The 26201-nt window shown below is 72.6% G+C and carries 26 protein-coding genes; 16 read left to right on the forward strand and 10 right to left on the reverse strand.

Going from position 1 to position 26201, the window contains the following annotated elements:
• Positions 1 to 56 precede the first annotated feature (56 nt).
• From CSR00_RS31645 to CSR00_RS18470, 4 genes are all read right to left on the reverse strand, one after another.
• Positions 57 to 368, reverse strand: a complete 312-nt coding sequence (locus CSR00_RS31645) for an SDR family NAD(P)-dependent oxidoreductase (RefSeq protein ID WP_328514733.1) — start codon at positions 366 to 368, stop codon at positions 57 to 59.
• Positions 365 to 955 carry a hypothetical protein gene (locus CSR00_RS18460; RefSeq protein WP_099023882.1) on the reverse strand — a complete coding sequence of 197 codons (591 nt, stop codon included), beginning with the start codon at positions 953 to 955 and terminating at the stop codon, positions 365 to 367. The genes CSR00_RS31645 and CSR00_RS18460 overlap by 4 nt, the downstream gene beginning before the upstream one ends.
• Before the next feature lie 74 nt (positions 956 to 1029).
• On the reverse strand, positions 1030 to 1944 hold the full coding sequence (locus CSR00_RS18465; protein ID WP_099023883.1) for a 1,4-dihydroxy-2-naphthoyl-CoA synthase: 915 nt from the start codon (positions 1942 to 1944) through the stop codon (positions 1030 to 1032).
• A 48-nt stretch (positions 1945 to 1992) separates the two neighbouring features.
• On the reverse strand, positions 1993 to 2679 hold the full coding sequence (locus CSR00_RS18470) for an HAD family hydrolase (protein WP_099023884.1): 687 nt from the start codon (positions 2677 to 2679) through the stop codon (positions 1993 to 1995).
• Positions 2680 to 2751: 72 nt separating this feature from the next.
• Between CSR00_RS18470 and CSR00_RS18475 the strand changes: the two genes are divergently transcribed.
• From CSR00_RS18475 to CSR00_RS18490, 4 genes are read left to right on the forward strand one after another with little or no spacing between them, the layout of a single operon-like run.
• A complete protein-coding gene (locus tag CSR00_RS18475) occupies positions 2752 to 3477 on the forward strand; it encodes a glycosyltransferase family 2 protein (protein ID WP_099023885.1) in 726 nt (241 codons plus the stop codon).
• Complete coding sequence (locus CSR00_RS18480) at positions 3474 to 4421, forward strand: acyl-CoA dehydrogenase family protein (RefSeq protein WP_099023886.1); 948 nt, start codon at positions 3474 to 3476, stop codon at positions 4419 to 4421. Before CSR00_RS18475 ends, CSR00_RS18480 begins: the two co-directional genes overlap by 4 nt.
• 35 nt (positions 4422 to 4456) lie before the next feature.
• Positions 4457 to 5179 (forward strand): PIG-L deacetylase family protein, encoded by a 723-nt coding sequence (locus tag CSR00_RS18485; RefSeq protein ID WP_099023915.1) that lies wholly within the window; start codon positions 4457 to 4459, stop codon positions 5177 to 5179.
• Positions 5179 to 5793, forward strand: coding sequence for an SAM-dependent methyltransferase (locus tag CSR00_RS18490; protein ID WP_099023887.1), 615 nt, complete (start codon positions 5179 to 5181; stop codon positions 5791 to 5793). The genes CSR00_RS18485 and CSR00_RS18490 overlap by 1 nt, the downstream gene beginning before the upstream one ends.
• A 67-nt stretch (positions 5794 to 5860) precedes the next feature.
• Here CSR00_RS18490 and fadD8 read toward each other — a convergent pair whose 3' ends face one another.
• Complete coding sequence (gene fadD8 / locus CSR00_RS18495; RefSeq protein WP_099023888.1) at positions 5861 to 7471, reverse strand: fatty-acid--CoA ligase FadD8; 1611 nt, start codon at positions 7469 to 7471, stop codon at positions 5861 to 5863.
• Between the two features lie 27 nt (positions 7472 to 7498).
• Positions 7499 to 8233 (reverse strand): GntR family transcriptional regulator, encoded by a 735-nt coding sequence (locus tag CSR00_RS18500; RefSeq protein ID WP_407662471.1) that lies wholly within the window; start codon positions 8231 to 8233, stop codon positions 7499 to 7501.
• A 33-nt stretch (positions 8234 to 8266) separates the two neighbouring features.
• Here CSR00_RS18500 and CSR00_RS18505 point away from each other — a divergent pair, with 33 nt between their 5' ends.
• From CSR00_RS18505 to CSR00_RS18535, 7 genes are all read left to right on the forward strand, one after another.
• On the forward strand, positions 8267 to 11062 hold the full coding sequence (locus CSR00_RS18505; protein ID WP_099023889.1) for an FAD-binding and (Fe-S)-binding domain-containing protein: 2796 nt from the start codon (positions 8267 to 8269) through the stop codon (positions 11060 to 11062).
• Positions 11063 to 11127: 65 nt separating this feature from the next.
• Entirely contained in the window at positions 11128 to 12102 is a 975-nt protein-coding gene (locus tag CSR00_RS18510) for an o-succinylbenzoate synthase (RefSeq protein ID WP_099023917.1), read from the forward strand.
• A 54-nt stretch (positions 12103 to 12156) separates the two neighbouring features.
• Entirely contained in the window at positions 12157 to 13155 is a 999-nt protein-coding gene (locus CSR00_RS18515) for a GlxA family transcriptional regulator (protein ID WP_099023890.1), read from the forward strand.
• Positions 13152 to 13922, forward strand: a complete 771-nt coding sequence (locus CSR00_RS18520; RefSeq protein WP_099023891.1) for a DJ-1/PfpI family protein — start codon at positions 13152 to 13154, stop codon at positions 13920 to 13922. Before CSR00_RS18515 ends, CSR00_RS18520 begins: the two co-directional genes overlap by 4 nt.
• A 50-nt stretch (positions 13923 to 13972) precedes the next feature.
• Positions 13973 to 14758, forward strand: coding sequence for an alpha/beta fold hydrolase (locus tag CSR00_RS18525; RefSeq protein ID WP_099023918.1), 786 nt, complete (start codon positions 13973 to 13975; stop codon positions 14756 to 14758).
• Between the two features lie 12 nt (positions 14759 to 14770).
• Positions 14771 to 16399, forward strand: coding sequence for a 2-succinyl-5-enolpyruvyl-6-hydroxy-3-cyclohexene-1-carboxylic-acid synthase (gene menD, locus CSR00_RS18530; RefSeq protein ID WP_099023892.1), 1629 nt, complete (start codon positions 14771 to 14773; stop codon positions 16397 to 16399).
• Positions 16400 to 16449: 50 nt separating this feature from the next.
• Positions 16450 to 16968 carry a DUF3592 domain-containing protein gene (locus tag CSR00_RS18535; RefSeq protein WP_099023919.1) on the forward strand — a complete coding sequence of 173 codons (519 nt, stop codon included), beginning with the start codon at positions 16450 to 16452 and terminating at the stop codon, positions 16966 to 16968.
• Here the strand turns inward: CSR00_RS18535 and CSR00_RS18540 are convergent.
• Positions 16965 to 17654, reverse strand: coding sequence for a DsbA family protein (locus CSR00_RS18540; RefSeq protein WP_176562135.1), 690 nt, complete (start codon positions 17652 to 17654; stop codon positions 16965 to 16967). The two genes, CSR00_RS18535 and CSR00_RS18540, sit on opposite strands and share 4 nt — an antisense overlap.
• A gap of 120 nt (positions 17655 to 17774) precedes the next feature.
• On the opposite strand from CSR00_RS18540, the gene CSR00_RS18545 reads away from it, so the two are divergent.
• Positions 17775 to 18926, forward strand: coding sequence for a glycosyltransferase family 4 protein (locus CSR00_RS18545; RefSeq protein ID WP_099023894.1), 1152 nt, complete (start codon positions 17775 to 17777; stop codon positions 18924 to 18926).
• Between the two features lie 28 nt (positions 18927 to 18954).
• Here CSR00_RS18545 and CSR00_RS18550 read toward each other — a convergent pair whose 3' ends face one another.
• The gene (locus CSR00_RS18550; RefSeq protein ID WP_099023895.1) at positions 18955 to 19779 is read right to left on the reverse strand and encodes an SDR family oxidoreductase; all 825 of its coding nucleotides are present in this window, start codon (positions 19777 to 19779) and stop codon (positions 18955 to 18957) included.
• A 68-nt stretch (positions 19780 to 19847) separates the two neighbouring features.
• Here CSR00_RS18550 and CSR00_RS18555 point away from each other — a divergent pair, with 68 nt between their 5' ends.
• A complete protein-coding gene (locus CSR00_RS18555; protein ID WP_099023896.1) occupies positions 19848 to 20534 on the forward strand; it encodes a demethylmenaquinone methyltransferase in 687 nt (228 codons plus the stop codon).
• 89 nt (positions 20535 to 20623) lie between these two features.
• Here the strand turns inward: CSR00_RS18555 and menJ are convergent, their stop codons facing one another.
• Positions 20624 to 21844: a menaquinone reductase MenJ gene (gene menJ / locus CSR00_RS18560; protein WP_099023897.1), complete on the reverse strand. Its 1221-nt coding sequence runs from the start codon at positions 21842 to 21844 to the stop codon at positions 20624 to 20626.
• A 21-nt stretch (positions 21845 to 21865) separates the two neighbouring features.
• Here menJ and grcC1 point away from each other — a divergent pair, with 21 nt between their 5' ends.
• Together grcC1 and htpX are read left to right on the forward strand one after the other, a co-directional pair.
• Positions 21866 to 22873, forward strand: a complete 1008-nt coding sequence (grcC1, locus tag CSR00_RS18565; protein ID WP_176562136.1) for a nonaprenyl/(2E,6E)-farnesyl/geranylgeranyl diphosphat synthase — start codon at positions 21866 to 21868, stop codon at positions 22871 to 22873.
• A 176-nt stretch (positions 22874 to 23049) separates the two neighbouring features.
• The gene (gene htpX, locus CSR00_RS18570) at positions 23050 to 23946 is read left to right on the forward strand and encodes a zinc metalloprotease HtpX (protein WP_099023898.1); all 897 of its coding nucleotides are present in this window, start codon (positions 23050 to 23052) and stop codon (positions 23944 to 23946) included.
• Between the two features lie 21 nt (positions 23947 to 23967).
• Here htpX and CSR00_RS18575 read toward each other — a convergent pair whose 3' ends face one another.
• Positions 23968 to 25512 carry a PE-PPE domain-containing protein gene (locus tag CSR00_RS18575; protein ID WP_099023899.1) on the reverse strand — a complete coding sequence of 515 codons (1545 nt, stop codon included), beginning with the start codon at positions 25510 to 25512 and terminating at the stop codon, positions 23968 to 23970.
• A gap of 144 nt (positions 25513 to 25656) precedes the next feature.
• Here CSR00_RS18575 and CSR00_RS18580 point away from each other — a divergent pair, with 144 nt between their 5' ends.
• Entirely contained in the window at positions 25657 to 26187 is a 531-nt protein-coding gene (locus CSR00_RS18580; protein ID WP_176562137.1) for a hypothetical protein, read from the forward strand.
• Positions 26188 to 26201: the final 14 nt, after the last annotated feature.

Here is a 26201-nt window from a genome sequence, read left to right on the forward strand (position 1 = left end):
TGGTAGGGAGTCAGTGACGATGGCACGTATTCTTTTGTGTTCACATGGTAGAGGTGTTATGCGTGCTCAGCCTTGGTCTGGTGGTCTCGGAGCTGGGTGTAAGGGTCGGGCGGCGGTGTGGGCCCGCCCGCGTCGGCGATCCGGGTGACCACCTCGTCGAGCAGCTCGGCGCGGCGGGCCACCACCGACACCGTCGCCCCGGCGGTGGCCAGTTTCTCCGCGCCGGCCGCGCCGATGCCCGACGAGGCCCCGGTCACCACCACCCGCTTGCCGCGCAGGTCGATGTGGGTGCCGGTGGGCAGACTGACCGGTGGACGCATCGCGGTCAGTGTGATCGCCTCGGTCAGCTTGCGGCGCAGCGTGCTCACGGGTTCAGCATCCTACGGTCCCGCTCGTCGCGCTCCCGCCGGGCGTTCACCAGCACCTGCTGTTGCCGCCGGACCCGCCGCACCCGGTGGCCCGACCACCAGGCCACGACGGGCAGGGTGACCAGCAGCACCAGCCAGTAGCCCAGTGCCCACACGTCGTCGGCGATCAGCGCCTGTACGAGCAGCACCAGCGAGACCACCCCGACTCCGAGGTAGGCCGCGACGTTGCGGCGCCGGGCGCGATCGGCCTGATCGAGGTACACCGTGCCCAGCCGGATCGCGGCGACCAGCGCGTCCGGATCCGCCGGTGCCGGGCCGCGGTGGACGGCGCTGACCGCCGCCCGGCGCTGCCCGGCGGTCAGGCCCTCGACCTGGTCGGTGTAGACCGCGCGCATTCCCTCGGAGCGCCAGGCGCCCAGGCCGCCGACGGCCAGCACCGCCGCCGCGAAGACGAGGGTGCCCGCCGGCCAGTGCAGCATCATCGGCCGCCCCGCCGACACCGCCAGCCCGGCCGCGCTGACGATCACCGCCGCCAGCGCGCACCAGCACAGCACCCGCACCCAGGCCGCTGCCAGCAAGATCCGCACGGGAGACCATCTTCGCAGCAGTGACTTCGGTGCGCGTGGTCCCGGTCAGCGGGACCAGCTGCACCGAAATCGCGCTAGAAGTAGCGGGGAAACGGGCTCCAGTCCGGCGGGCGCTTCTCCAGGAAGGCGTCCCGGCCCTCCACGGCCTCGTCGGTCATGTAGGCCAGCCGGGTGGCCTCACCGGCGAACAACTGCTGGCCCACCAGGCCGTCATCGAGCAGGTTGAAGGCGTATTTGAGCATCCGCTGGGCCTGCGGCGACTTGCCGTTGATGGCCGCCGCCCACTCCAGGGCGACGTTCTCCAGCTCGGCGTGGTCGACGACCTCGTTGACCGCGCCCATGTGGTGCATCTGCTCGGCGGTGTAGGTGCGGCCCAGGAAGAAGATCTCGCGGGCGAACTTCTGGCCCACCTGACGGGCCAGGTAGGCGCTGCCGAACCCGCCGTCGAAGCTGCCGACGTCGGCGTCGGTCTGCTTGAACCGGGCGTGCTCGCGGCTGGCCAGGGTCAGGTCGCACACCACGTGCAGGCTGTGCCCGCCGCCCGCGGCCCAGCCGTTGACCAGGCAGATCACCGGTTTGGGCATGAACCGGATGAGCCGCTGCACCTCCAGGATGTGCAGCCGCCCGGCCCGGGCCACGTCCACCGTGTCCGCGGTGTCCCCGCTGGCGTACTGGTAGCCGGTGCGGCCGCGGATGCGCTGATCGCCGCCGGAGCAGAACGCCCAGCCGCCGTCCTTGGGCGCGGGCCCGTTGCCGGTCAGCAGCACCACGCCGACGTCGGGGGAGATGCGGGCGTGCTCCAGGGTGCGGTAGAGCTCGTCGACCGTGTGCGGCCGGAACGCGTTGCGCACCTCGGGCCGGTTGAAGGCCACCCGCACCGTCGGCATCGGGCGGCCGTCGACCACATGGCGGTGATAGGTCACATCGGTCAGGTCGGCGAACTCCGGCACGGGCTGCCACAACGCCGGGTTGAAGGGGTTCTCGCTCACGGGTCGACTCTAGGTGGCCCCTCGTCGGCCGGGCCGTTCGCCGCCCGGCTACACGGGCAGGCCGCGGTCGCGCAGGGCGGTCAGCAGACCGTCGGGCCGCGCCGACGTGGGCACCGGGTCGACGAGGACGAACTCGCAGCCCACCGCGCGGGCGCCGCCGTCGGCCTCCTCGCTGTCGCCGACCATCACCGCCTGTTCGGCGGGCACCCCGAGGCGCTGCAGCGCGGTGGTGAAGATGGCGGGGTTCGGTTTGACCGCACCCACCTCGAAGGACAGCACGAACTCGTCGACGTCGTCGCGGGCCCCGATCGCCCCGAACGCGGGGCGCAGATCGAAGGCGATGTTGGAGACCACCGCGGTCTTGATGCCGGCCTCGGCCAGCCGGCGCAACACCACCGCGGTGTCCGGGTAGGGCGTCCAGCACGACGGCGAGATGACCCGCTGATACAGCGACTCGGCGTGGTGGTCGGCCACTCCGGACTCGCGCAGGACGTGCAGGTAGGCCTCGCGGTGCAGGTGCGGGGCGAGGTCGCGGCTGACCCAGGCGTGGTACTGCTCGGGGGACATCTGGACGTGCGAGCCGGTGGGCGCGGTGAGCCGGCGCATCAACTCGGCCTGGACGTGGCCGTCGACGAGCTGGTCGTCGACGGCCATGCCCTCGAACCAGCTGTCGTCCTCCTCCAGACGGAACAGTGTGCCGGAGAAGTCGAACATCACGGCGGCCGGTAACTGCATGGCCCCATCGTGCCAGCCGAGCGCCGCAGGGTGCGGCGGGTTGAATTGCGCCAGAGTGGTTATTAACACTTCATGATCGATCCGCTCAGGGCCTCCTGCGAGCAGGCGGCAGTGGTGATACCCGCGCACAACGAGGTGCGCTGTCTGCCGAAGTGCCTGCGTGCCATGCGCACTGCGGTGCTGGCCGCCCCAATTCCCGTGACCACGGTGGTGGTGCTCGACAGCTGCGACGACGGCAGCGCCGACCTGGCCGCGCGGTTCGGGCCGGACACGCATTTCGTCACCGTCGAGGCCGGTAACGTCGGCGCCGCCCGCGCCGCGGGGTTCGCCTATGCGCGGTCGTTGACGAAGTCCACCGACGGCGTCTGGTATGCGTGCACCGACGCCGACAGCCGCGTCGACCCGGACTGGCTGGTCCGCCAGCTGAGCGCGCGGGCCGACATGGTGCTCGGCGTGGTCCGGGTGGCCGACTGGCGCCAGCTGGCCCCGAAAGCCATCACGCGCTACCTGCGGGCCTATCGGGGTTCCCGCAGCGGTTCGGGTACCCAGGGTCATGACCACGTGCACGGGGCCAATATGGGTTTCCGCTCGGAGGCCTACTGGCGGGTGGGCGGTTTCGCGCCGCTGCCCACCGGTGAGGACGTCGCGTTGGTGCGCCGGTTCGAGGAGCACGGATACCGCATCCACCGCGACGCCGGGCTGTCGGTGACGACCTCGGCGCGCCGCGACGGGCGCGCGCCCGGCGGATTCGCCGACCACCTGCGTGACCTGTCCCGCGAAACCCCGGATCCGGCATGACGGCCGGCGCACTGGTGCGGCAATGGCTGGAGGCCGGCCGGCTGGAGTTGCCGCTGCCGGGATCGGGGGCCAGCGCGACCCGCTTTCGGCAGCTGATGGCCCTGGCCGAGCAGGATGTGGTGGCGGCGCGACTGGCCGAGGCCCACACCGACGCCGCGGCGATCCTGCACGAACTGGACGGCAAGCCGCCCGAACCAGGGCAGCTGTGGGGCGTGTGGGCGGCGGAGTCCTCGGATGCGGTGCTGACGGCCACCGACGACGGGCCCGCCGGGGTGCGGCTGTCGGGGACCAAACCGTGGTGCTCGGGGGCGGGGATCTGCAGCCACGCGCTGGTGACCGCGCGCGTCGCCGGCGGGGACCGCGCGCTGTACGCCGTCGCCGTCACCGACCCGCGGGTGCGGGCGTTGCCGAGCACCTGGCGCAACGCCGGGATGGCCGCCAGCGACACCCGCTCGGTGCAGTTCACCAGTGCCCGCGCGGTACCGGTCGGAGCGCCGGGGGACTACCTGAGCAGGCCCGGGTTCTGGCACGGTGCGATCGGGGTCGCCGCGTGTTGGCTGGGCGCGGCGCGCGCGGTCGGCCAGCCCCTCTACCACCGCGCCGGCGCCGGCCGCGCCGATGAACACGCGCTGGCCCACCTCGGCGCCGTCGACGCAGCGATCGCTGCGGCCCAGGCCATCCTGGACGCGGCGGCCGCGCAGATCGACGCCGACCCGCTCGACCGTGCGGGCGCCGCGCAGCTGACGGCACACCGTGTGCGGGCGGTCGTCGAGCATGCGGTGCAGGAGTCGATCATCCGCACCGGCCGGGCGTTGGGACCGGGGCCGCTGTCCCGGGACGGCCGCCACGCCGCGCGGGTCGCCGACCTGACCATCTACGTGCGGCAGAGCCACGCCGAACGCGATCTGGCCGAGTTGGGCCGGCTGGCGGGACGGCAGCGGTGAGCGGCCGGTCCGCCAACGGCGCTCGGTTCGCCGCGATGCCGCTCGCGGGTGGGGGGACACCGGTGCGTGACTGGCTCTGCGCGCCAGGGCTTCCGGAGTTGGACCCGTCCGGGTGTCCGGCGCTGGTGATCGTCGCCCCGCACCCCGACGACGAGACGCTGGGCCTGGGTGGCACGGCCGCACAGCTGGCGGACCGCGGCGTGCCCGTCCAGGTGGTGTCGGTCAGCGACGGCGGTGGAGCGGTCCCCGGCCTCTCCGATGCCGGTCGGCTCCGGCTGGAGCACACGCGGCGCAGCGAACTGGACGCGGCCACAACGGTTCTGGGCGTGGCGCCACCCGTGCGTCTGGGCTTCCCGGATGGCCGGCTCGCCGAGTTCGAATCCGCGATCGCCGAGCGGGTCGCCGCACAGCTCGACCGGGCCGGGCCCGGGGTGTGGTGTGCGGCCACCTGGCGGGGTGACGGTCACCCGGACCACGAGGCCGTCGGCCGGGCCGCCGCGGTGGCCGCCGGCCGGTGCGCAGCGGTGTTCGTGGAGTATCCGGTGTGGATGTGGCACTGGGCCCGTCCCGGCGATGCCGCGGTCCCCTGGGAGCGGGCCTTCCAGGTGCCCCTCGACGAACGCGCCCGGATCCGCAAACAGCGGGCCGCACAGTGCTTCCCGAGCCAGTTCGGGCCGGGCCGGGACGGGTCGGCGCCGACCATCCCGTCCGCGGTGGTGGACCGGCTGCTGGCGGTGGGTGAGGTGTTGTTCCGGTGATGACGCGTCTGCCCGACGACTACTTCGACAAGATGTACCGCGCCGAGGAGGATCCGTGGCGGCTGGCGTCGCGTTGGTATGAGCGCCGCAAGTACGCGATCAGTGTGGCGTTGCTGCCGCGGGCCCGCTACCGGCACGCCTTCGAACCCGGGTGTTCGATCGGCATGTTGACGCAGCGACTGGCCGAGGTGTGCGACCGGGTGAGCGCCGTCGACGTCGCCGAGCCGGCGCTGGCTGCGGCGCGGCGACGGCTCGCCGACGCCGGTTGCGCGGATCGGGTGACGCTGGGCCGTGGGTCGCTGGATCAGGGCTGGCCCGACGGCCCGTTCGATCTGCTGGTGCTCAGCGAGGTGGCCTACTACCTCGACGGCCGGCTGCTGGCGGCGGTGCTGCGCCGCGAGATCCCCCGGCTGGCCCCGGATGCCACCGTGCTGGCCGCGCACTGGCGGCACCGGGTGCCCGAGTACCCGCTGAGCGGCGACGCCGCCAACGCGATCATCGCGGCGACCCCGGGGCTGACCTCGACGGGCAGTTATCTGGACGAGGACGTCGCCATCGAGGTGTTCAGCACCGGCGACGGCGGTTCGGTCGCCGCCCGGGAGGGTCTGATCTGACGCGCCGAAGCTGCAAGAGTTGACACGTTTGCCCAGGAGGGCCCGTCAGGATCTGCAGTCTCGGTGACTAGCCCACCGACCGGGACGTGCCCTCCCAGAACCGCGCCCGCACCGCCTTCTTGTCGGGCTTGCCCAACCCGGTCAGCGGCAGCGCGTCGACGATCACCACCTGCTTGGGCGCCTGCACCGAGCCCTTGCGGTCCTTGACCGCGGCCTGGATCTCGGCGGTCATGGTGGCCACGGCCGCCTCGTCGGTGGCGGCGTCGGAGCGCAGCACCACCACCGCGGTGACCGCCTCGCCCCACTTGTCGTCGGGGGCGCCGACCACGCATACCTGGGCCACCGACGGATGCTCGGCGACGACGTCCTCCACCTCGCGGGGGAACACGTTGAACCCGCCGGTGACGATCATGTCCTTGACCCGGTCGACGATGAACCAGAATCCGTCGGAGTCCTCGCGGGCCATGTCGCCGGTGTGCAGCCAGCCGCCGGAGAAGGTCTCGGCGGTCTGCTCGGGCAGCTTCCAGTAGCCGCCGGACAGCAGCGGCCCGGACACGCACACCTCGCCGACCTCGCCCTGGGGCACCGGGTTGCCCTCGGGGTCCAGCAGCGCGCAGCGGGCGAACAGCGTCGGGCGCCCGCAGGAGGACAGCCGCTCGGCGTCGTGGTCCTTCTTGGCCAGATAGCTGATCGCCATCGGCGCCTCGGACTGGCCGTAGTTCTGCGCGAAGATCTGCCCGAACCGCTCGATCGCCTCGGCCAGCCGCACCGGGTTGATCGCCGAGGCGCCGTAGTACACGGTCTCCAGCGAGGACAGGTCCCGGGTGCGTGAATCGGGGTGGTCCATCAGGGCGTAGAGCATCGCGGGCACCACGAACGTGGCGGTGATCTTCTGCTCCTCGATCACCCGCAGCGCCTCGCCCGGGTCGAACTTGGGCATCACGTGCATCTCGCCGCCCTTGATCAGGGTCGGCAGGAAGTAGGCCGCCCCGGCGTGCGACAGCGGGGTCAGCATCAAAAAGCGCGGATTCTCCGGCCACTCCCACTCGGCGAGCTGGATGGTGGTCATCGTCGTGGTGGCCTGCGAGGTCATCATGACGCCCTTGGGTTTGCCGGTGGTGCCGCCGGTATAGGTCAGCCCGGTGACGTGGTCGGGCGGCAGGTCGGCGGCCGCCAGGGGGCGCGGGTCGTACCTGGCGGCCTCGGCGTTGAGGTCGACGACGGTGGCCCCCGACTCGGTCAGCTCGGCCGGGGCGGGCCCGATCGTCAGGATCTGCTTGAGGCCGTCGACCTTGTCCAGCAGGCCCAGAGCGCGCTCGACGAACATCGGGTTGGGGTCGATGATCAGGGTGGTGGCCCCGGAATCGGCGAGCACGTAGGCGTGGTCGTCGAGCGAGCCCAGCGGGTGCAGCGCCAGCCTGCGGTAGCCCTGCGTCTGCCCGGCGCTGGTGATCATCAGCACCTCGGGCCGGTTCAGCGACAACAGTCCGGCGGTCGCGCCGGTACCCGCGCCGAGTGCCTCGAACGCCTGGATGTACTGGCTGATCCGGTCGGCGAGCTGCCCGCCGGTGAGTGTGGTCTGGCCCAGGTGCAGCACCGGCTTGTCGCGGTGCCGCTTGAGGGCGCCGACCAGAAGGTGGCCGGAGTGCACGGGATGGCGCAGCAGTTCGTCACTCATGGGCCCAGATTAGAACGTGTTCCAGTTTTAGTACACCGACCCCGTCCACAGCGCGTCCACCGCGGCGGGCCCGGCGTCGGCGCCCTCGGCCTGCAGGGCCTGCCCGACGAGCAGCTTGCCGGTGTTGACCAGGTGTGATCGCATCGCGTCGGCGGCCCGTTCGCCGTCCCCGGCCGCGATCGCGTCGACGATCGGGGCGTGCTCGGCGTCGATGTCGGCCAACGTGCGGGTCTTGTCGGCGGTGGCGGCGCCGAGCAGCCGGGTGGTCTCGCGCAGCCCCCGGACGATGGTGCGGGCGCGCTCGTTGCCCGCGCCGGCCATGATCAGGTCGTGCAGCCCCTGGTCGTGGCGGGCGAAGGCGGTGTCGTCGCCGTGCCGGGCCGCCGCGTGCATCAGGCGCCGCTGCCGGCGCAGTGCGCGCGCGAGTTCCCCGCCGGTTCCGGCGGCCCGGCGGGCGGCCGGGACCTCCAGCGCCAGGCGGACCGCGAAGATGCCGGCGATGTCGGTGGCGCGGGGCCGCAGGATCCGAAAGCCCTGCCGGGCCTCGAATTTGATGAGCCCGACCTCCTCCAGGCGCAGCAGCGCCTCGCGGACGGGGGTGCGGGAGACGCCGAGGGCCTCGGCGAGTTGGTAGACCGAGTAGCGCACGCCGGGCCTCATCCGCCCGTCGTCGATGGCCGCGCGCACCGCGGCGATCGCCTGCTCCATCCGCCGGCCCGGCGCCGCCGCCAGCGGCTCGATGTCGGGGAGCGCCGCGGCCACGACTCACTGTAACAATCCGCGGGGGCTTGTAGCATGCTACGAGTGGATGCCGAGGCCCTCGCCGCCCTGCTCAGCCGCGCCGGTGTGACCGATGTACTGACCGACACGACCACCCGCGCCGCGTTCTCCTCCGACGCCTCGCTGTACCGGGTGCCGCCGCTGCTGGTGGTCCGCCCGCGGGCCGTCGACGACGTCGCCGCCACGCTGTCGGTCTGCCGAGAGGCGGGGGTGCCGCTGACCGCCCGCGGTGCCGGGACCTCCATCGCCGGCAACGCCGTCGGCGCGGGGGTGGTCCTCGACTTCAGCAAGCACCTCAACCGGGTGCTCGAGGTCGACGGCGACGCGCGCACCGCGGTCGTCGAACCCGGGGTGGTGCAGGAGACGCTGCAGCGCGCGGCCAAACCCCACGGGCTGCGCTTCGGGCCGGACCCGTCCTCGTCGAGCCGGTGCACCATCGGCGGGATGATCGGCAACAACGCCTGCGGCACAAGGGCGTTGGGCTACGGTCGGACCAGTGACAACGTGCTTGCGCAACGGGTGCTCACCGGCACCGGTGCGGCGCTGGAGCTCTCACCGGGATGCACCGGCGCCACCGGCGAGGCACTGCGCGGCATCACCGCGGCGGGTCTGGCCACCATCCGCACCGAGTTCGGCCGGTTCAGCCGCCAGGTGTCCGGGTACGCGCTGGAGAACCTGTTGCCCGAGAACGGTTTCGACGTCGCGCGCCTGATCGTCGGCAGCGAGGGCACCCTCGCGGTCACCACCCGCGCCACCGTCGGTCTGGTCGCCGAACCGGCCCACCGCATCCTGGTGGTGCTGGGCTACCCAGACATCGCCTCCGCCGGCGACGCCACCCCGCAGGTGCTCACCCACGCCCCGGTGGCCTGCGAGGGCATCGACTCGCGGATCGTCGACGTGCTGGTCGAACGCCGCGGCCCGCATGCCGTTCCGCCGCTGCCGGGAGGATCGGCGTGGCTGTTCGTCGAGGTCACCGCCGCCTCTCCCGAGGCCGCCGTCGCCGCGGCCGACGCGGTGGCCCGCGGATGTGGAGCCCTGGACGCCCGGGTGGTCACCGACACCGCCCAGGCCGCCCGGTTGTGGCGCATCCGCGCCGACGGCGCCGGGCTGTCCAGCCGCAGCCCCGCCGGGCTGCCCGCGCACGCCGGCTGGGAGGACGCCGCGGTGCCGCCGGAGCGCCTCGGCGCCTACCTGCGCGACTTCGACGCCCTGATGACCGACTACGGGGTGACCGGGCTGCCCTACGGGCATTTCGGCGACGGCTGCCTGCACATCCGCATCGACTTCCCCCTGCAGAAACCGTCCGGGGTCACCATGTTCCGCCGGTTCCTCACCGACGCGGCCGGGTTGGTCGCGGGCTACGGCGGATCGCTCTCCGGCGAGCACGGCGACGGCCGCGCCCGCAGTGAACTGCTGCCGACGATGTACTCCCCGGAGGCGCTGGAACTGTTCGCCGCGGTCAAACACGTCTTCGATCCGGACAACCTGCTCAACCCCGGCGTGCTGGTCGACCCCCGCCCCCTGGACGCCGACCTGCGCGAACCCGCGGCGCCGATCATCCGCCGCGACCTGGCCCTGGCCTACCGACACGACGGCGGGGACTTCACCCAGGCCGCGCACCGCTGCACCGGAGTGGGCAAGTGCCGCGCGGACAACAGCGCGACCGGCGGTGTCATGTGCCCGTCGTATCTGGCCACCCGGGAGGAGAAGGACTCCACGCGGGGCCGTTCGCGGGTGTTGCAGGAGATGATCAACGGGTCGGTGGTCACCGGCGGCTGGCGCGCCCCGGAGGTCCACGAGGCCCTCGATCTGTGTCTGTCCTGTAAGGGTTGTCTGTCCGACTGTCCCACCGGCGTGGACATGGCGGCGCTGAAATCCGAGGTGCTGCACCAGAGTTACCGCGGCCGGCGGCGCCCGGCGGCGCACTATTCGCTGGGCTGGCTGCCGCGCTGGGCCGCGCTGGCGTCGCGGGCTCCCCGGGCGGTCAACGCGCTGACGGGGCTACCCGGGATCGGCGCGGCGGGGCTTTCGCTCGCCGGGGTAGACCGGCGGCGCACCATCCCGCCGTTCGCGCCCCGCACCTTCCGCAGCTGGTTCGCCGACCGCGCCCCGGCGCCCTCGGGTGATCCGGTGCTGCTGTTCGTCGACACCTTCACCAACTACTTCACCCCCGAGGTCGGCCGGGCGACGGTGGCGGTGCTGGAGGCCGCCGGCTACGCGCCGCGGCTGACCGAGCGCCAGCAGTGCTGCGCGCTGACGTGGATCTCCACCGGGCAGCTCGACGCGGCGAAGAAGATCCTCGGGCGCACCGTGGCGGCGCTGGACCGCCGGCCGGACCTGCCGATCGTCGGGATGGAGCCGTCGTGCACCGCGGTGCTGCGTTCCGACGCCGCCGAACTGATCGGGGACGCCGCCGAGCCGGTCGCCGCGCGCACCCGCACCCTGGCCGAGCTGCTCACCGAGCGTGGCTGGACACCGCCGGCGCTGGCCGGCCGCGCGGTGGTGGCCCAGCCGCACTGCCACCACCACGCGGTGATGGGCTGGACCGCCGACGAGCGGCTGCTGGCCGCGGCCGGTGCGACGGTGCAGCGCCTCGGCGGGTGCTGCGGGCTGGCCGGCAACTTCGGGGTGGAGAAGGGCCACTACGAGGTGTCGGTGGCCGTCGCCGACCACCAGCTGCGGCCCGCGGTGGCCGCCGCGGATCCGGCCACCGAGATCCTGGCCGACGGGTTCTCGTGTCGCACCCAGCTGGCCGACCTCACCGACCGGCGCGGCCGCCACCTGGCCCAGCTCCTCGCCGACCACCTGTGATTTCGGTGCAGCTGGTCCCGCTGGGCGGGACCAGCTGCACCGAAATCACCCCTACGATCGGGCGCATGCGGCCCGACCTCGACGACCTGCTGGCCCGGGCACACGTGGTGTGCCTGCCGATGCGGGTGCGCTTCCGCGGTATCACCACCCGGGAACTGGTGCTGATCGACGGCCCCGCGGGCTGGGGCGAGTTCGGTGCGTTCGTCGAGTACGACGATCCCGAGGCGGCGCACTGGCTGGCCTCGGCGATCGAGTCGGCCTACGCACCGGCGCCGCCGACGCGCCGCGACCGGATCCCGATCAACGCCACCGTGCCCGCCGTGCCCGCCGCGCAGGTGCCCGAGGTGCTGGCCCGTTTCCCCGGCGCCCGCACCGCCAAGGTCAAGGTGGCCGAGCCCGGGCAGCGCCTCGCCGACGACGTCGCCCGGGTGGCCGCGGTGCGGCAGGCGATGCCGGCGGTGCGGGTGGACGCCAACGGCGGCTGGACGGTCGAGGAGGCGGTGGCCGCCGCGGCCGCCCTCACCCGCGACGGCCCGCTGGAGTACCTGGAGCAGCCCTGTGCGACGGTCCCCGAGCTGGCCGAGCTGCGCCGGCGGATCGACGTCCCGGTGGCCGCCGACGAGAGCATCCGCAAGGCCGAGGATCCGTTGTACGTCGTGCGTGCCCGCGCCGCCGACGTCGCCGTGCTCAAGGTGGCCCCGCTGGGCGGTGTGTCCGCGCTGCTGGCGATCGCCGCGCAGGTCGACGTGCCGGTGGTGATCTCCAGCGCACTGGATTCGGCGGTGGGTATCGGGGTCGGGCTGACCGCGGCCGCGGCGCTGCCGCGGCTGGACTACGCCTGCGGGCTGGGCACCGGCAGCCTGTTCGTCGAGGACGTCGCCGAGCCGGCCGCGCCCGTCGACGGCGCGCTGCCCGTCGCGCCGGTGATCCCGGACCCCGCCCGGCTGGCCGACCTGCGCGCGCCGGCCGCCCGCCGCGACTGGTGGCTGCAGCGGATCCGCCGCTGTCACGCCCTGCTGGAGACCCGAGCCATGTCCTGATCTGTGGGGTGCATGGCGTAGACGCCATGGCCTCCCGGGGTGACGATGGGAACCATGACGCGCTCGGTGTGGATCCTGGGGTACCCGGGAGTCCAGGCCCTGGACGTGGTCGGGCCGTTCGAGGTGTTCACCGCGGCCACCGCGGTGCTGGGCACCGGAAACACCGGGAACGGCCGGGCCGACGGCTACCGGGTGACGCTGGTGTCGGCGGACGGTCGCCCGATCGACACGGGCACGGGCCTGTCGATGCTCGCCGCGCCGCTGCTCGACCCCGGGGCCCACCCGGACACGGTGCTCATCCCGGGCGGGACCGGGACCCCCGCCGCGCAGGACGACCCCGTCCTCATCGGCTGGATACGGGCGGTCGCAGAACGGGCCAGACGGGTGGTCAGCGTGTGCACCGGAGCCTTCCTGGCCGCCGAGGCCGGGCTGCTCGACGGCTGCCGGGCCACCACCCACTGGGCCTACGCCCGCCGGCTGGCCCAGCGGTACCCGGCGGTGCACGTGGACCCCGAGCCCATCTTCGTGCGCAGCTCGGAGCGGGTGTGGACGGCCGCGGGCGTGACCGCGGGCATCGATCTGGCGCTGGCGCTCGTCGAGGACGACCACGGCACCGAGGTGGCTCAGACCGTGGCCCGCTGGCTGGTGCTCTATCTGCGCCGGCCCGGCGGGCAGACCCAGTTCGCCGCGCCGGTGTGGATGCCGCGGGCCCGCCGCGCGCCGCTGCGGGACGTGCAGGAGTGGATCGAGGCCGACCCCGGCGGCGCGCACAGCGTCTCCGCGCTGGCCGCCCGCGCCGCGATGAGCCCGCGGCATTTCACCCGGGTGTTCACCGAGGAGACGGGGGAGGCGCCGGGCAGCTACCTCGAGCGGGTCCGCACCGAGGCGGCCCGCCGCCAGCTGGAGGAGACCGGCGACACCGTGGCCGTCATCGCCGGGCGCTGCGGGTTCGGCAGCGCGGAAACCATGCGCCGCACCTTCGTCCGCCGCGTCGGGGTGTCGCCCGACCACTACCGCAAGACCTTCCGCCGGCCCAGAGAGGATTCCCCATGACCGAGATCGCCATCGTGCTCTATCCCGGCTTCACTGCCCTGGACTTCATCGGCCCCTACGAGGTGCTGCGCAACCTGCCCGACGCCCGGGTGCGGTTCGTGTGGCACGAACCGGGCCCGGTCACCGCGGACTCCGGGGTGCTCGTCGTCGGCGCCACCCACACCTTCGCCGAGACACCGGCGCCGGAGGTGGTCCTGGTGCCCGGCGGCCCGGGCTGCGCCGAGGCCGCCCGCGACGAGGGGCTGCTGGACTGGCTGCGCGCGGTGCACCCCGGGGCGCGGTGGACGGCCTCGGTGTGCTCGGGATCGGTGGTGCTGGCCGCGGCCGGGCTGCTCGAGGGCCGCCGGGCCACCTCGCACTGGTCGACGCTGCCGGCGCTGAAGGTGTTCGGCGCCGAAGCGGTGTCCGACGAGCGCATCGTCGTCGGCCTGGAGCCGGGACAGAACCCCGGCGGGATCGTCACCTGCGCCGGCGTCTCGGCGGGCATCGATCTGGCGTTCTGGCTGGCCGCGCGGATCGCCGGTGAGGGCCGCGCCCAGGCGATCCAGCTGCTCATCGAGTACGACCCGGCGCCGCCGTTCGACTCCGGGCACATGTCGAAGGCGTCGGCGGCGACGCGGGCCGCGGCCACCGGGCTGCTGTCGCGGGACGCACTGAAACCCGGGCCGATCGCGGCGGGCAGCCGCCTGTTGTGGCAGCAGGCCGTCGCCCGGGTGCGCCGCCGCACCCGCGCGCGGTCCACCCCCGGCGACGTCACCGCCGGGTAGCGCCGCCGGCTTCGGCGGCGCGGGGCGTGCTCGGCTACCGTGGCCGGGTGATCAATCTGGCTTACGACGACCGCGGCGCCGGGGACCCGGTGCTGTTCATCGCAGGCCGCGGAGGGGCGGGCCGTACCTGGCACCTGTACCAGGTACCCGCATTCCAGCGGGCCGGCTACCGCTGCATCACCTTCGACAACCGCGGTATCGGCGCCACCGAGAAGGCCGACGCCTTCACCACCGAGACGATGGTCGCCGACACCGCGGCGCTCATCGACGAACTGGTCGGCGGCCCGGTGCGCATCGTCGGGGTGTCCATGGGCTCCTACATCGCCCAGGAATTGATGCTGGCCCGCCCGGAGCTGGTCAGCCAGGCGGTGCTGATGGCCACCCGGGGCCGCAACGACCGCGCCCGCGAGTTCTTCATCCGCGCCGAGATCGCCCGGCTGGAGGCCGGCATCGAGCTGCCGCCGGAGTACGACGCGAAGATGCGGATGTTGGAGAGCTTCTCGCCCAAATCGCTCAACGACGACCGGTTCGTGCGGGACTGGATCGAGATGTTCACCATGTGGCCCACCCCGGCGACCCCGGGCATGCGCCGCCACCTCGACGTCGGGCCGGCCGGCAACCGGCTGTCGGCCTACCGGGCCATCACCACACCGGCGTTGGTGATCGGCTTCGCCGACGACATCGTGCTGCCGCCCTACCTGGGTGCGGAGGTCGCCGAGGCCATCCCGCGCGCCCGCTACGTCGAATTCCCCGACACCGGCCACCTGGGTTTCATCGAGCGCCCCGACGACGTCAACGCCGAGATCCTGAAATTCTTCGGCTCCGCGCGGGTGTGACAACCTGTACAGGTGAACCCCTCGACGGCACAGGCCCGCATCGTCGTCGATGAACTGATCCGCGGCGGCGTCCGCGACGTGGTGCTGTGCCCGGGTTCGCGCAACGCGCCGCTGGCGTTCGCGCTGGCCGACGCCGACCGGGCCGGCCGGATCCGGCTGCACGTGCGCATCGATGAACGCACCGCCGGCTACCTGGCCATCGGCCTGGCCTCCTCGGCGGCCGCCCCGGTGTGCGTGGCGATGACCTCGGGCACCGCGGTGGCCAACCTGGGGCCCGCCGTGGTGGAGGCGAACTACGCGCGGGTGCCGCTGATCGTGCTGAGCGCCAACCGGCCCTACGAGCTGTTGGGCACCGGCGCCAACCAGACGATGGAGCAGCTCGGCTACTTCGGTACCCAGGTGCGCGCCATGATCAGCCTCGGGTTGGCCGAGGACGCGCCGGAGAAGATTGAGTCCCTCAACGCGCAGTGGCGGTCGGCGACCTGCCGGGTGCTCGTCGCGGCCACCGGTGCCCGCACCGCCAACGCCGGCCCGGTGCAGTTCGACATCCCGCTGCGCGAGCCGCTGGTGCCCGACCTCGACGACGGCCCGGTGCCCGACGGGCGTCCGGGGGAACGGCCGTGGACCCACACCCCGCCGGTGACGTTCGACCAGCCGCTGGAGATCGACCTGACGCCCGACACCGTGGTGATCGCCGGGCACGGCGCCGGTGTGCACCCCAACCTGGCCGAGCTGCCGACGGTGGCCGAGCCGACCGCGCCGGCGGCCGCCAACCCGCTGCACCCGCTGGCCCTGCCGCTGCTGCGGCCCCAGCAGGTCATCATGGTGGGCCGGCCCACCCTGCACCGGCCGGTGTCGGCGCTGCTGGCCGACCCGTCGGTGCCGGTGTACGCGTTGACCACCGGGCCGCGCTGGCCCGACGTGTCGGGCAACTCGCAGGCCACCGGGACCCGCGCGGTCACCGGCGGGGCGCCGCGCCCGGCGTGGCTGGCCCGCTGCGCCGAGGTCAACCGGCACGCGGTGGCGGCGGTGCACACCCAGCTGCGGGCCCACCCGCTGACCACCGGGCTGCACGTGGCCGCCGCCGTCTCCGACGCGCTGCGCGACGGGGACCAGCTGGTGCTCGGGGCCTCCAACCCGGTGCGCGACGCCGCGCTGGTCGGGTTCAACCAGCCGGGGGTGCGGGTGCGGTCCAACCGCGGGGTGGCCGGCATCGACGGCACCGTGTCCACCGCGATCGGGGCCGCGCTGGCCCACGACCGCACCGGCGGGCGCACCGTGGCCCTGATCGGCGACCTGACCTTCGTCCACGACAGCTCGGGCCTGCTGATCGGGCCCACCGAGCCGGTGCCGCGGCGGCTGAGCATCGTGGTGTCCAACGACAACGGCGGCGGCATCTTCGAGCTGCTCGAACAGGGCGATCCGCGGTTCTCCGACGTGTCGTCGCGGATCTTCGGCACCCCGCACGACGTGGACGTCGCCGCCCTGTGCCGGGCCTACCACGTCGACTGCCACCAGGTCGAGGTCGACGATCTGGCGGCCGCGCTCGACGACCCCTACCCGGGGATGCGGGTGCTGGAGGTCAAGGCCGACCGGTCGTCGTTGCGGCAGCTGCACGCCTCGATCAAGGCGGCGCTGTAGCCGTGTCGTCAGCCGTGCCGTCGGCGCTGGTGGCCGGGCTGCGGGCGCGCATCCGTGTCGGGGGGCGGGTGCTGATCCACGGCCCCGGCGGGCAGGCGCCGCGGACCAGGGCCGGACTGGTGATCAAGTGGGCGCGGATCGTGGTGCTGTTCCTGGTCGCACTGGCCACGCTGCAGTCGGTGCTGCTGGTCGCGGGGGCCTGGCGCGACGACCTGGCCATCGAGAGTGACATGGGGGTGGCGGCCGCGGAGGTGCTCAGCGCGGGCCCGCGGCGCTCGACGATCGAGTTCGTCACCCCCGACCGGGTGACCTACCGGCCCGAGCTGGGGGTGCTCTACCCGTCCGAGTTGGATGCCGGCATGCGGATCTACGTGGAGTACGACCGCTCCAACCCCGACCTGGTGCGGGTGCAGCACCGCAACGCCGCGCTGGCGATCGTGCCCGCCGGTTCGATCGCCGTGCTCGCCTGGATCGCCGGCGGTGCGGCGCTGGTGGGGCTGGCGGCGCTGGAGAAACGCCTCGCCCGCGGCCGGCGCGAGGACCAGGATGCCGCGGCCCCCGGCAGCTAGGCACTGGCGATGAGGTTCTCCAGCCAGTCGGGTTCGGAGACGTCGACGACCTCCCTGGCGTCGAGGTCGTAGATTGTCGGGGTGCCCGCCCGGCCCCCGGTGATGTCCATCAGCGCGGCGGTGTTGGCGTCGCTCATCGCCTGCACCCGCACCCCGCGGGCGCCGGAGTCGATGTCCTCGACGATCGGGGCGGCCAGCCCGGCCTCCTCGGCGATCTCGGCGAAGTCGGCGTCGGTGTAGTCGATGTACGACAGATCCTGGTTGGCCCACAGATCCTCGACGAACGTCTGGAAGTCCCCGGCGCTGGTCGAGGGTGCCACCGCCAGGAACAGCGCGTTGCTGACCAGCGCGGAGTAGTCGAGGTAGTACTCCTCGTCGAAGAACGTCAGCGGACGGTAGGTCACCGCGAGGCGCCCGGCCTGCAGGTGGCTCCTGATCTCCTCGCCGTAGTCATGCTGCAGGTCGGCGCAGTGCGTGCACTGCGGTTCGGTGAAGATCTCCAGATGCACCGGGGCGTCGTCGAATCCGGCGACCACCCCGAAGCCGTCGTCGGTCAGCGCCACGCCCGGGGTGCGTGGGTCCGCGCGCGGTGTGCCCTCGATGACGTTGCTGCAGCCGGTCGCGACCAGGCCCAGCGCGACGGCGGCACAGAGCGCGGCCGCGGATGCGTGCCTGGCCAATCGCATGGTCTTCCCCCTTTCCGTGGTCTGCACGGTACCCGGTTGCGCGGTTAGCGGTGCGTTCTCTTCGTGTCCCGTCTGCCTCGTCGCAACCTTCCGGCAAGCCGTTGCTGCCATGGTTCAGTTGTGCGCGTTGCGATCGTCGCCGAGAGCTTTCTCCCGAATGTCAACGGCGTCTCCAACTCGGTGCTGCGGGTGCTCGAACATCTTCGCCGCACCGGGCACGAAGCGCTCGTCATCGCCCCGGATTCCCCGCGCGGCGAACCGCCGGCCGACCGGCTGCACGACGGGATCCGTGTGCACCGGGTGCCGTCGCGGATGTTCCCCAAGGTCACCTCGCTGCCGCTGGGTATCCCGTGGCCGCGGATCCTGCGGGTGCTGCGCGGATTCGACCCCGACGTGGTGCACCTGGCCTCCCCGGCGCTGCTGGGCTGGGGCGGGCTGCACGCCGCCCGGCACCTGGGTGTGCCGACGGTCGCGGTGTTCCAGACCGACGTCGCCGGGTTCGCCGAGAGCTACGGGATCGGGATGATGTCGAAGGCGGCGTGGGCCTGGACCCGTCAGCTGCACAGCCGCGCCGACCGCACCCTGGCACCGTCCACCGACGCGATGGAAAACCTTGCCGCCCATCGCATCCCGCGGGTGCACAAGTGGGGGCGCGGGGTCGACATCACCGGGTTCGCGCCGTCGGCGCGTGACGCGGCGCTGCGCGCGGCGTGGTCACCGGAGGGCAGGCCGGTGGTCGGCTTCGTCGGACGGCTGGCACCCGAGAAACATGTCGAGCGGCTGGCGGCGCTGGCCGCCCGTGACGACCTGCAGCTCGTCGTCGTCGGCGACGGGATCGACCGGGCCAAGCTCCAGGCGGTGCTGCCCTCGGCGGTGTTCACCGGCGCGCTCTACGGGGCGGAGCTGGCCGCGGCCTACGCCAGCATGGACGTGTTCGTCCACCCCGGCGAACACGAGACGTTCTGCCAGGCGGTGCAGGAGGCGATGGCCTGCGGGCTGCCGGTGATCGCCCCCGACGCCGGGGGCCCGCGCGATCTGGTCACACCGATGCAGACCGGGCTGCTGTTGGGGGTCGACGAGTTCGAGGCGCGGCTGCCCGCGGCGGTGGATCATCTGATCGCCGAGCGGTCCCGCTACTCGGTGGCCGCCCGCCGCAGCGTCCTCACCCGGACCTGGCCGGCGATCTGCGACGAGCTGCTGGGCCACTACGAGGCGGTGCTGGGGCCCGACCGCCCGGCGGTCACGCGGCGACGACGCGCGCAGGGCGAGTAGTCGCCCCGCGCGCGCCGGCCGGGAAGCCTCAGCCCTGCGCCAGCTCGGACACCGGCTGCCACTGTTCCCAGGTCTTGAGCCGCTGCTCGTAGTCGGTGCGGGCCATCTCCAGCGGCGCCGAGCCGAAGAACACCCGCAGCGGCGGGTTCTCGGCGTCGACCACCTTCAGGATCGCCCGTGCCGAGGCGGCCGGGTCCCCGGGCGCCGACCACCGGGTGGCGCGCCACTCCTCGACCTTCGCGTGGGCCTCGGCGTAGTCCGGCAGCGGTTGGGCGCTGCGCGACGACGGTCCGGCCCAGTCGGTGGAGAAGCCGCCCGGCTCGATCAGCGTGACGTGCACGCCGAACGGGGCGACCTCCTGTGCCAGCGCCTGCGAGAACCCCTCCAGGGCCCACTTGGAGGCGTGATAGATCCCGACGTTGGGGAACGCGGTGATCCCGCCGATGGAGGACACCTGGACGATGTGTCCCGACCCCTGCACGCGCAGATACGGCAGGGCGGCCTGGGTGACCCACAGCGCGCCGAACACGTTGGTCTCGATCTGGTCGCGCGCGTCGGACTCCGAGAGCTCCTCGACGAACCCGAACTGCCCGTAGCCGGCGTTGTTGACCACCACGTCGAGCCGGCCGAAGTGCTCGTGGGCGCGGGCGACCGCGGCGAAGTCGGCCGCCCGGTCGGTGACGTCGAGGGTGATCGGCAGGATCGCGTCGCCGTAGTCGTTGATCAGCTCCGAGAGCGTCGCGGTGTCGCGGGCGGTCGCGGCGACCCTGTCGCCGCGTTCCAGCGCCGCTTTCGCCCACTCGCGGCCGAAGCCCCGGGATGTGCCGGTGATGAACCACACTTTCTCAGTCATGTGCCGTGCAACGCAGTGCTGTGCCGCTGATTCCCGCACCGGCGTTTTTTCCAGGTAGCTTCAAGACGGTGAGCCGCGCAACCCTGGACAAGGATCCCCGCGAGGTGGCGTCGATGTTCGACGCCGTCGCCCGCCGCTACGACATCACCAACACGGTGTTGTCGGTGGGGCAGGACCGGTTGTGGCGGCGTGCGACCCGCTCGGCGCTGCGGATCGGCCCCGGTGAGCGGGTGCTGGATCTGGCGGCGGGCACCGCGGTGTCGACCGCGGAGCTGGCCCGCTCCGGGGCCTGGTGTGTGGCCTGCGACTTCTCGGTGGGCATGCTCAGGGCCGGCGCTGCCCGTCGGGTGCCGAAGGTGGCCGGCGACGCCACCGCGCTGCCGTTCGGCGACGCCGAGTTCGACGCGGTGACGATCAGTTTCGGCCTGCGCAACGTCGTCGACCATGTGGCCGGGCTGCGGGAGATGGCCCGGGTGACCCGTCCCGGCGGCCGGCTGGTGGTGTGCGAATTCTCCACGCCGACGGTGCCGGTGTTCTCCACGGTCTACAAGGAGTACCTGATGCGGGCCCTGCCGGCGCTGGCCCGGGTGGTCTCCAGCGACCCGGAATCCTATGAGTACCTGGCGGAGTCGATCCGGGCCTGGCCGGACCAGGCGGCGCTGGCCGGCCGCATCGCCGAGGCCGGCTGGTCGCAGGTGCGCTGGCGGAACCTCACCGGTGGCATCGTCGCGCTGCACGCCGCGGTCAAACCCTGACCCCGCCGAAACTGCAGATTCTGACGCCCCCACTCGGGCGATGCGTACACAGTGTGCAGTTTCGGCGTGCAGTTTCGGTGTGCAGGCGCTCAGCTGAACGGCCTGCGCCGGTCGATCCAGCGCGAGCCCACCCCGGCCGAGCGCCACACCCGGGCGATCCAGTCGGCGTCGTCGTCGGTCACCAGGTTGCCCATCACCCGCACCGCGACCCCCATCAGCTTCTGCGAGCGCATCGCCACCGGGCCCGCCAGCGGCAGGAACCGGGGGATCGTCAGCAGCAGCGCCAGCCGCCGCGCCACCGAGAAGCCGCGCCCGTAGTGGGTCTGCAGCAGCGCCGGCCAGGCCCGGGAGACGTCGTGCGAGCCGAGCAGGTCGGCGGCCATCCGGCCGGTCTCCAGCCCGTAGTCGATGCCCTCGCCGTTGAGCGGGTTCACGCAGGCGGCGGCGTCGCCGACCAGCATCCAGTTGGGTCCGGCCACGCCGGAGACCGCGCCACCCATCGGCAGCAGCGCCGAGGCCACCGCGCGGGGGCGGCCCTCGAAGTCCCAGTCGGGCCGGCGCAGGTCGGCGTAGTGGTCGATCAGCGGCCGCAGCGCGACCTCGGCGGGGCGTTTGGCGGTGGCCAGCGCGCCCACCCCGATGTTCACCTCGCCGTTGCCCAGCGGGAAGATCCAGCCGTAGCCGGGTAGCACCTCCCCGGTGGTCGAGCGCAGTTCCAGGTCCGAGGAGATCCACGGTTCGTCGGCGCGGGGGGAGGACAGGTAGCCGCGGGCGGCCACGCCGTAGACCGTCTCCTGATGCCACTGCCGGCCCAGGGTGCGCCCGAGGGTGGAGCGGGCGCCGTCGGCGACGATCAACGACCGGCAGGTCACCCGCGAGCCGTCGGCGAGCAGCACCGCACTCACCCGGCCGCTGGAATCCCATTCGGCGTCAACGGCTTTGGTTCCCAGAAGCATCTTCGCCCCGGCGGCGTCGGCGACCTGACGGATCCGCTCGTCGAGCTCGGTGCGCGGCACCGCGGAGCCGCTGGCCGGAAACGACGGCCCGGGCCAGTCCACCTCGACGGCCGCCCCGAATCCGGACAGCCGCAGCCCGCGGTGGCGGATGTGCTCGTCGAGCCAGCCGCCCAGGCCCAGGCGTTCGAGCTCGGTGACCGCTCGCGGGGTGAGACCGTCGCCACAGGGCTTGTCACGCGGGAAGGCCGCCGAGTCGACAACGACGACGTCACGGCCCGCCCGGGCGGCCCAGGCGGCGGCCGCCGAGCCGGCCGGTCCGGCTCCGATGACGGCCACGTCGGCGTTGGTGTCCATGGTCTTCAGTATGTTGGACCAATGAGGACACCGGGCACCGTGGTGGCGGGGGTTGACTTCGGCGACGCCGAGTTCGCACAGATCGTGCGCGACGGCGTGGCCCAGATCGAAAGCCTCATGGAGGCTGAGCTGGGCAAAGCCGACCAGATGATGGCCGAGGCCGTCCAGCACCTCTTCCTGGCCGGCGGCAAGCGGTTCCGGCCGCTGTTCACCGTGCTCTCGGCGTCACTGGGCCCGCGCCCGCAGGCCCCCGAGGTCGTCGTCGCCGGCGCGGTGATCGAGATGGTGCACCTGGCCACGCTCTACCACGACGACGTGATGGACGAGGCGCAGATGCGCCGCGGCGCCGCCAGCGCCAACGCGCGGTGGAGCAACAACATCGCGATCCTGGCCGGGGACTATCTGTTCGCGACGGCCTCGCGGCTGGTGTCGCGGCTGGGTCCCGACGCGGTGCTGGTGATCGCGGACACCTTCGCCGAGCTGGTCACCGGGCAGATGCGGGAGACGCGCGGCGCGGCCGAGAGCGTCGATTCCATCGACCACTACCTGAAGGTGGTCTACGAGAAGACCGCCTGCCTGATCGCCGCCTCGGGCCGGTTCGGGGCGAAGTTCTCCGGGGCCGACGGCGAGCAGATCGAGCGGCTGGCCCGGCTCGGCGGGATCGTCGGGATGGCCTTCCAGATCTCCGACGACATCATCGACATCGACAGCGACCCCGACGAGTCGGGCAAGGTTCCCGGCACCGACCTGCGCGAGGGGGTGCACACCCTGCCGGTGCTCTACGCGCTGCGCGACGAGGGCGCCGACGCGCAGCGGTTGCGGTCGCTGCTGCGGGGACCGGTCGAGGACGACGAGACGCTGGCCGAGGCGTTGTCGCTGCTGCGCACGTCGTCGGGCATCGTGGCGGCCAAGGCGAAGGTGCGCGACTACGCCGAGCAGGCGCGCCAGGAGCTCCAGCTGCTGCCCGACGTGGCGGGCCGGCGCGCGCTGGGTTCACTGGTCGACTACACCGTCGACCGGCACGGATAGCGGCCGTGCCCGGACCCGGCCCCGGGAGGTTCGGCGGTCGGCCGGCGGCGGTGCTATCGCAGATAGCGCATGTGATGTCACCCTCGGTGGGGTGACCGGATGACGGTCGCGGAACCGGGAGGCGGGTGTGTGTCGTTTAATCAGCTGAGACTTCTGTTTCCAGTAGGAGGACGTTGATGAGTTGGCACCCGGCGGGCAATCGGATCAAGACGTTCGTGCTCCTGATCGGGTTCACCGCGCTGATCATGTTCATCGGTGCGTTGTTCGCTCAGGCGACCGGGTCGACGGTCTGGATCTGGGGGGCCCTGCTGTTCGCGCTGGGCACCAACGTCTACACCTACTTCAACAGCGACAAGCTGGCGCTGCGGGCGATGCACGCCCAGCCGGTGACCGAGGTGCAGGCGCCGGTGATGTACAAGATCGTGCGGGAGCTGGCCACCGCCGCTCACCAGCCGATGCCGCGGCTGTACATCTCCGACACCGCCAACCCGAATGCGTTCGCGACCGGGCGTAACCCTCGCAACGCCGCGGTGTGCTGCACCACCGGCATCCTGCAGATCCTCAACGAGCGTGAGCTGCGCGCCGTGCTGGGCCACGAGCTGTCCCACGTGTACAACCGCGACATCCTCATCTCGTGTGTGGCCGGCGCGATGGCCTCGGTGATCACCGCCCTGGCCAACATCGCCTTCTTCGCCAGCATGTTCGGCGGCAACAACCGCAACGGTGGGTCGAATATCTTTGCGCTGCTGCTGATCCAGCTGCTCGGCCCGATCGCCGCGACGCTGGTGCGGCTGGCGGTGTCGCGGTCGCGGGAGTATCAGGCCGACCAGTCCGGCGCCGAACTGACCGGCGACCCGCTGGCGCTGGCCTCGGCGCTGCGCAAGATCTCCGGCGGTGTCGAGATGGCGCCGCTGCCACCGGATCCCAAGCTGGCCGACCAGGCGCACCTGATGATCGCCAGCCCGTTCCGGGCGGGGGAGAAGATCGGCAAGCTGTTCTCCACCCATCCGCCCATCGACGACCGGATCCGCCGGCTGGAGGACATGGCCGGGCGCGGGCCGGGCCACTACTGACCGGTACCGGCCGGTGGGCGCTCAGACGGCGGGGCTGCTCGCCGCGGACCCCCGGGCGGTCTCGCGCCGCTGGGAATGCCGATCCGAACGGCGATCCGCGAAGGCCTTCGACAGCCGGTGCACGGCGGTCTCGGCGCTCATCGGCTCGGTGGTGAGGCTGCGTCGCGCTGGTGCATCCGCGCCGTCGCGGTCCTCGGCGTCGGCCGCCACGTCGCTATCCGGGTTATCCGCGCCGGCCGCCAGATCGGCCCGCGCGTCCGAGTCGTCGTCGGCCCCGTCATCGGAGCTGCTCTCATCGGTGCCGCCCTCGTCGGTGCTGCTCTCGGCGGACGAGCCTTCGTCCGCCGTGCTTTCGACAGAGTTGCTTTCGACAGCGCTGCTCTTGTCATCGCGGGACGTGGTGACCACCCGGTCGCCGCGGTCGCGGCGGTCGGTGCCGCCGTTGTCCGCCCCGTCGGTCCGGTCCGCCTCGACGGCGCCGGACGGTTGGGCCGCGGCGGGCGGGGCGTCCGTGACCGTCGCGGCCGTGGGCGCATCCTGGTGCGGGACCCCGATCGACGCCAGCCCCTGTTGCACGCCGTCGGCGAAGTTGTTCAGGAACAGGCGCCGCTCGGCCGCGGTGGGCAGCAGGCCCGCCCGCACCGTGGTGCCCGGGTCACCCAGCGGGTCGCTGTCGGGGTAGCCGTAGTTGACCAGCGCGGTCAGGACCGGCTCGATGACGTCGGCGATCTCGTTGCCCAGATCGCCGCCGAAGCGCCGCAGCGGCCGGGTCAGCGGCAGCCCCGGCGCGGCGTATCCCACGTAGGAGACGTCGCCGACCTGGGTGACCCGGACGGTCACGATGTCGCCCGCGTCGTCGGGATAGGTGAAGGTGCACGACGCGGCGCAGTCGACCGGGTCGCCGGTGGCCGGGTCGCGGACGGTGCCGTCGGCGTCGACAGGCATGACCAGTGCGCTCTGGTCGAGCCGCCGGTCGAAATAGGCCATCAGCGAGTTGAGGGCCGCGAAGCCGTTGAGCACGTAGCGGGGGGCGTTGCCGTTGAGGTCGTACTCGTGGGTGGTCGAGATGATGACCGCGCCGCCGGCCTCCGCGGGGGTCGGCACCGGGTTGACACCGATCAGCGCGAACACCGGGTAGCGGGTACCGAAGCCGCCGTTGGGGGCGGCCACGTTGTTGTCGAGCACCCAGGTGGTGTTCGTCAGCGCCGGGTTGGCCGGGTCCCGGTCGGCCAGCCGCGAGATCAGCAGGCTGGCGTTGGCGGCGCCCCACCCCGAGGACATCACGATGTTCGGTCCGGCGACGTTGTCGGGCTGGGTCAGCGCGCGCAGGATGCCCGACGGCCCGGTCAGGAAGTTGAGCCGGATCGGCGACGGCGCGCTGAACTTGCCGTGGTAGAAGTCCTCGATCCCGGTCCCCGAGGGGTTCGTCGAGCTGCCCTCGATGATCAGGGCGGCCAGCGTGATCGGCGCGACGCTGGTGGCCAGCGGTTGCGCGAGCGTGAGACCCACGACACTGGCGGCGACGCCCAGCGTCGTGAGCATCGACGACGTGTGTGATTCGGCCACTTGACCCTCCCCCTGGCAAAGCGCCAGCTCAGTGTACGGGCGGTGAGCCCGCACCGCCGGGGGTTGAGCACATGCGGGGTGGGGCCGGTGGCGGGGTGAGGTAACGAACTGCGGGTCCCGATGCGAACACCTAGTGTGAACACCGTGTTGAGCAAGCTCCTCATCGGCGTGATCGGCGTGTTCGGCGCCGCGGGTACGGCGGCGCTGACGGCGCCCGTCGCGGCGGCCGACCCGCCGCTGCCACCGGCGCCCAACATCAACGCCTGGCCGCCGGCGAACTCGAAGGACTACCTGGTCAACGAGAACCTGTACGCCTTCGCCGGGCCCAACGGCATCACCTGCGTCATCAGCCGCACCGCCACCAGCTACGGCTGCGCGGGCCCGCTGCCGGGCGCGCCGGGCAACGTCGTCACCGGCGGTCCGGCCGGTCAGCCGGGGTTCTCGACCACCAACCGCCCGCTCTACGCCGCCGACAAGCCGGCGACGCCGCTGCCGCCGCAGACACGGCTCAGCTTCGCCACCATCAGCTGCGGCGTGGACGTCAACGGGGCGGTGATCTGCTCCAACAGCTTCGACCAGACCGGTTTCGTGCTGGGCCCGGCCGAGAGCTACAGCTTCGGCGCGGTCAACCCGCTGCTGGACCGGCCCGAGGGCACCAACCCGTTCATGAACTAGGGCCGTGCCGCCCG

Origin of the sequence: Mycolicibacterium palauense (assembly GCF_002592005.1) — a bacterium.
Taxonomy (GTDB): Bacteria; Actinomycetota; Actinomycetes; order Mycobacteriales; family Mycobacteriaceae; genus Mycobacterium; species Mycobacterium palauense.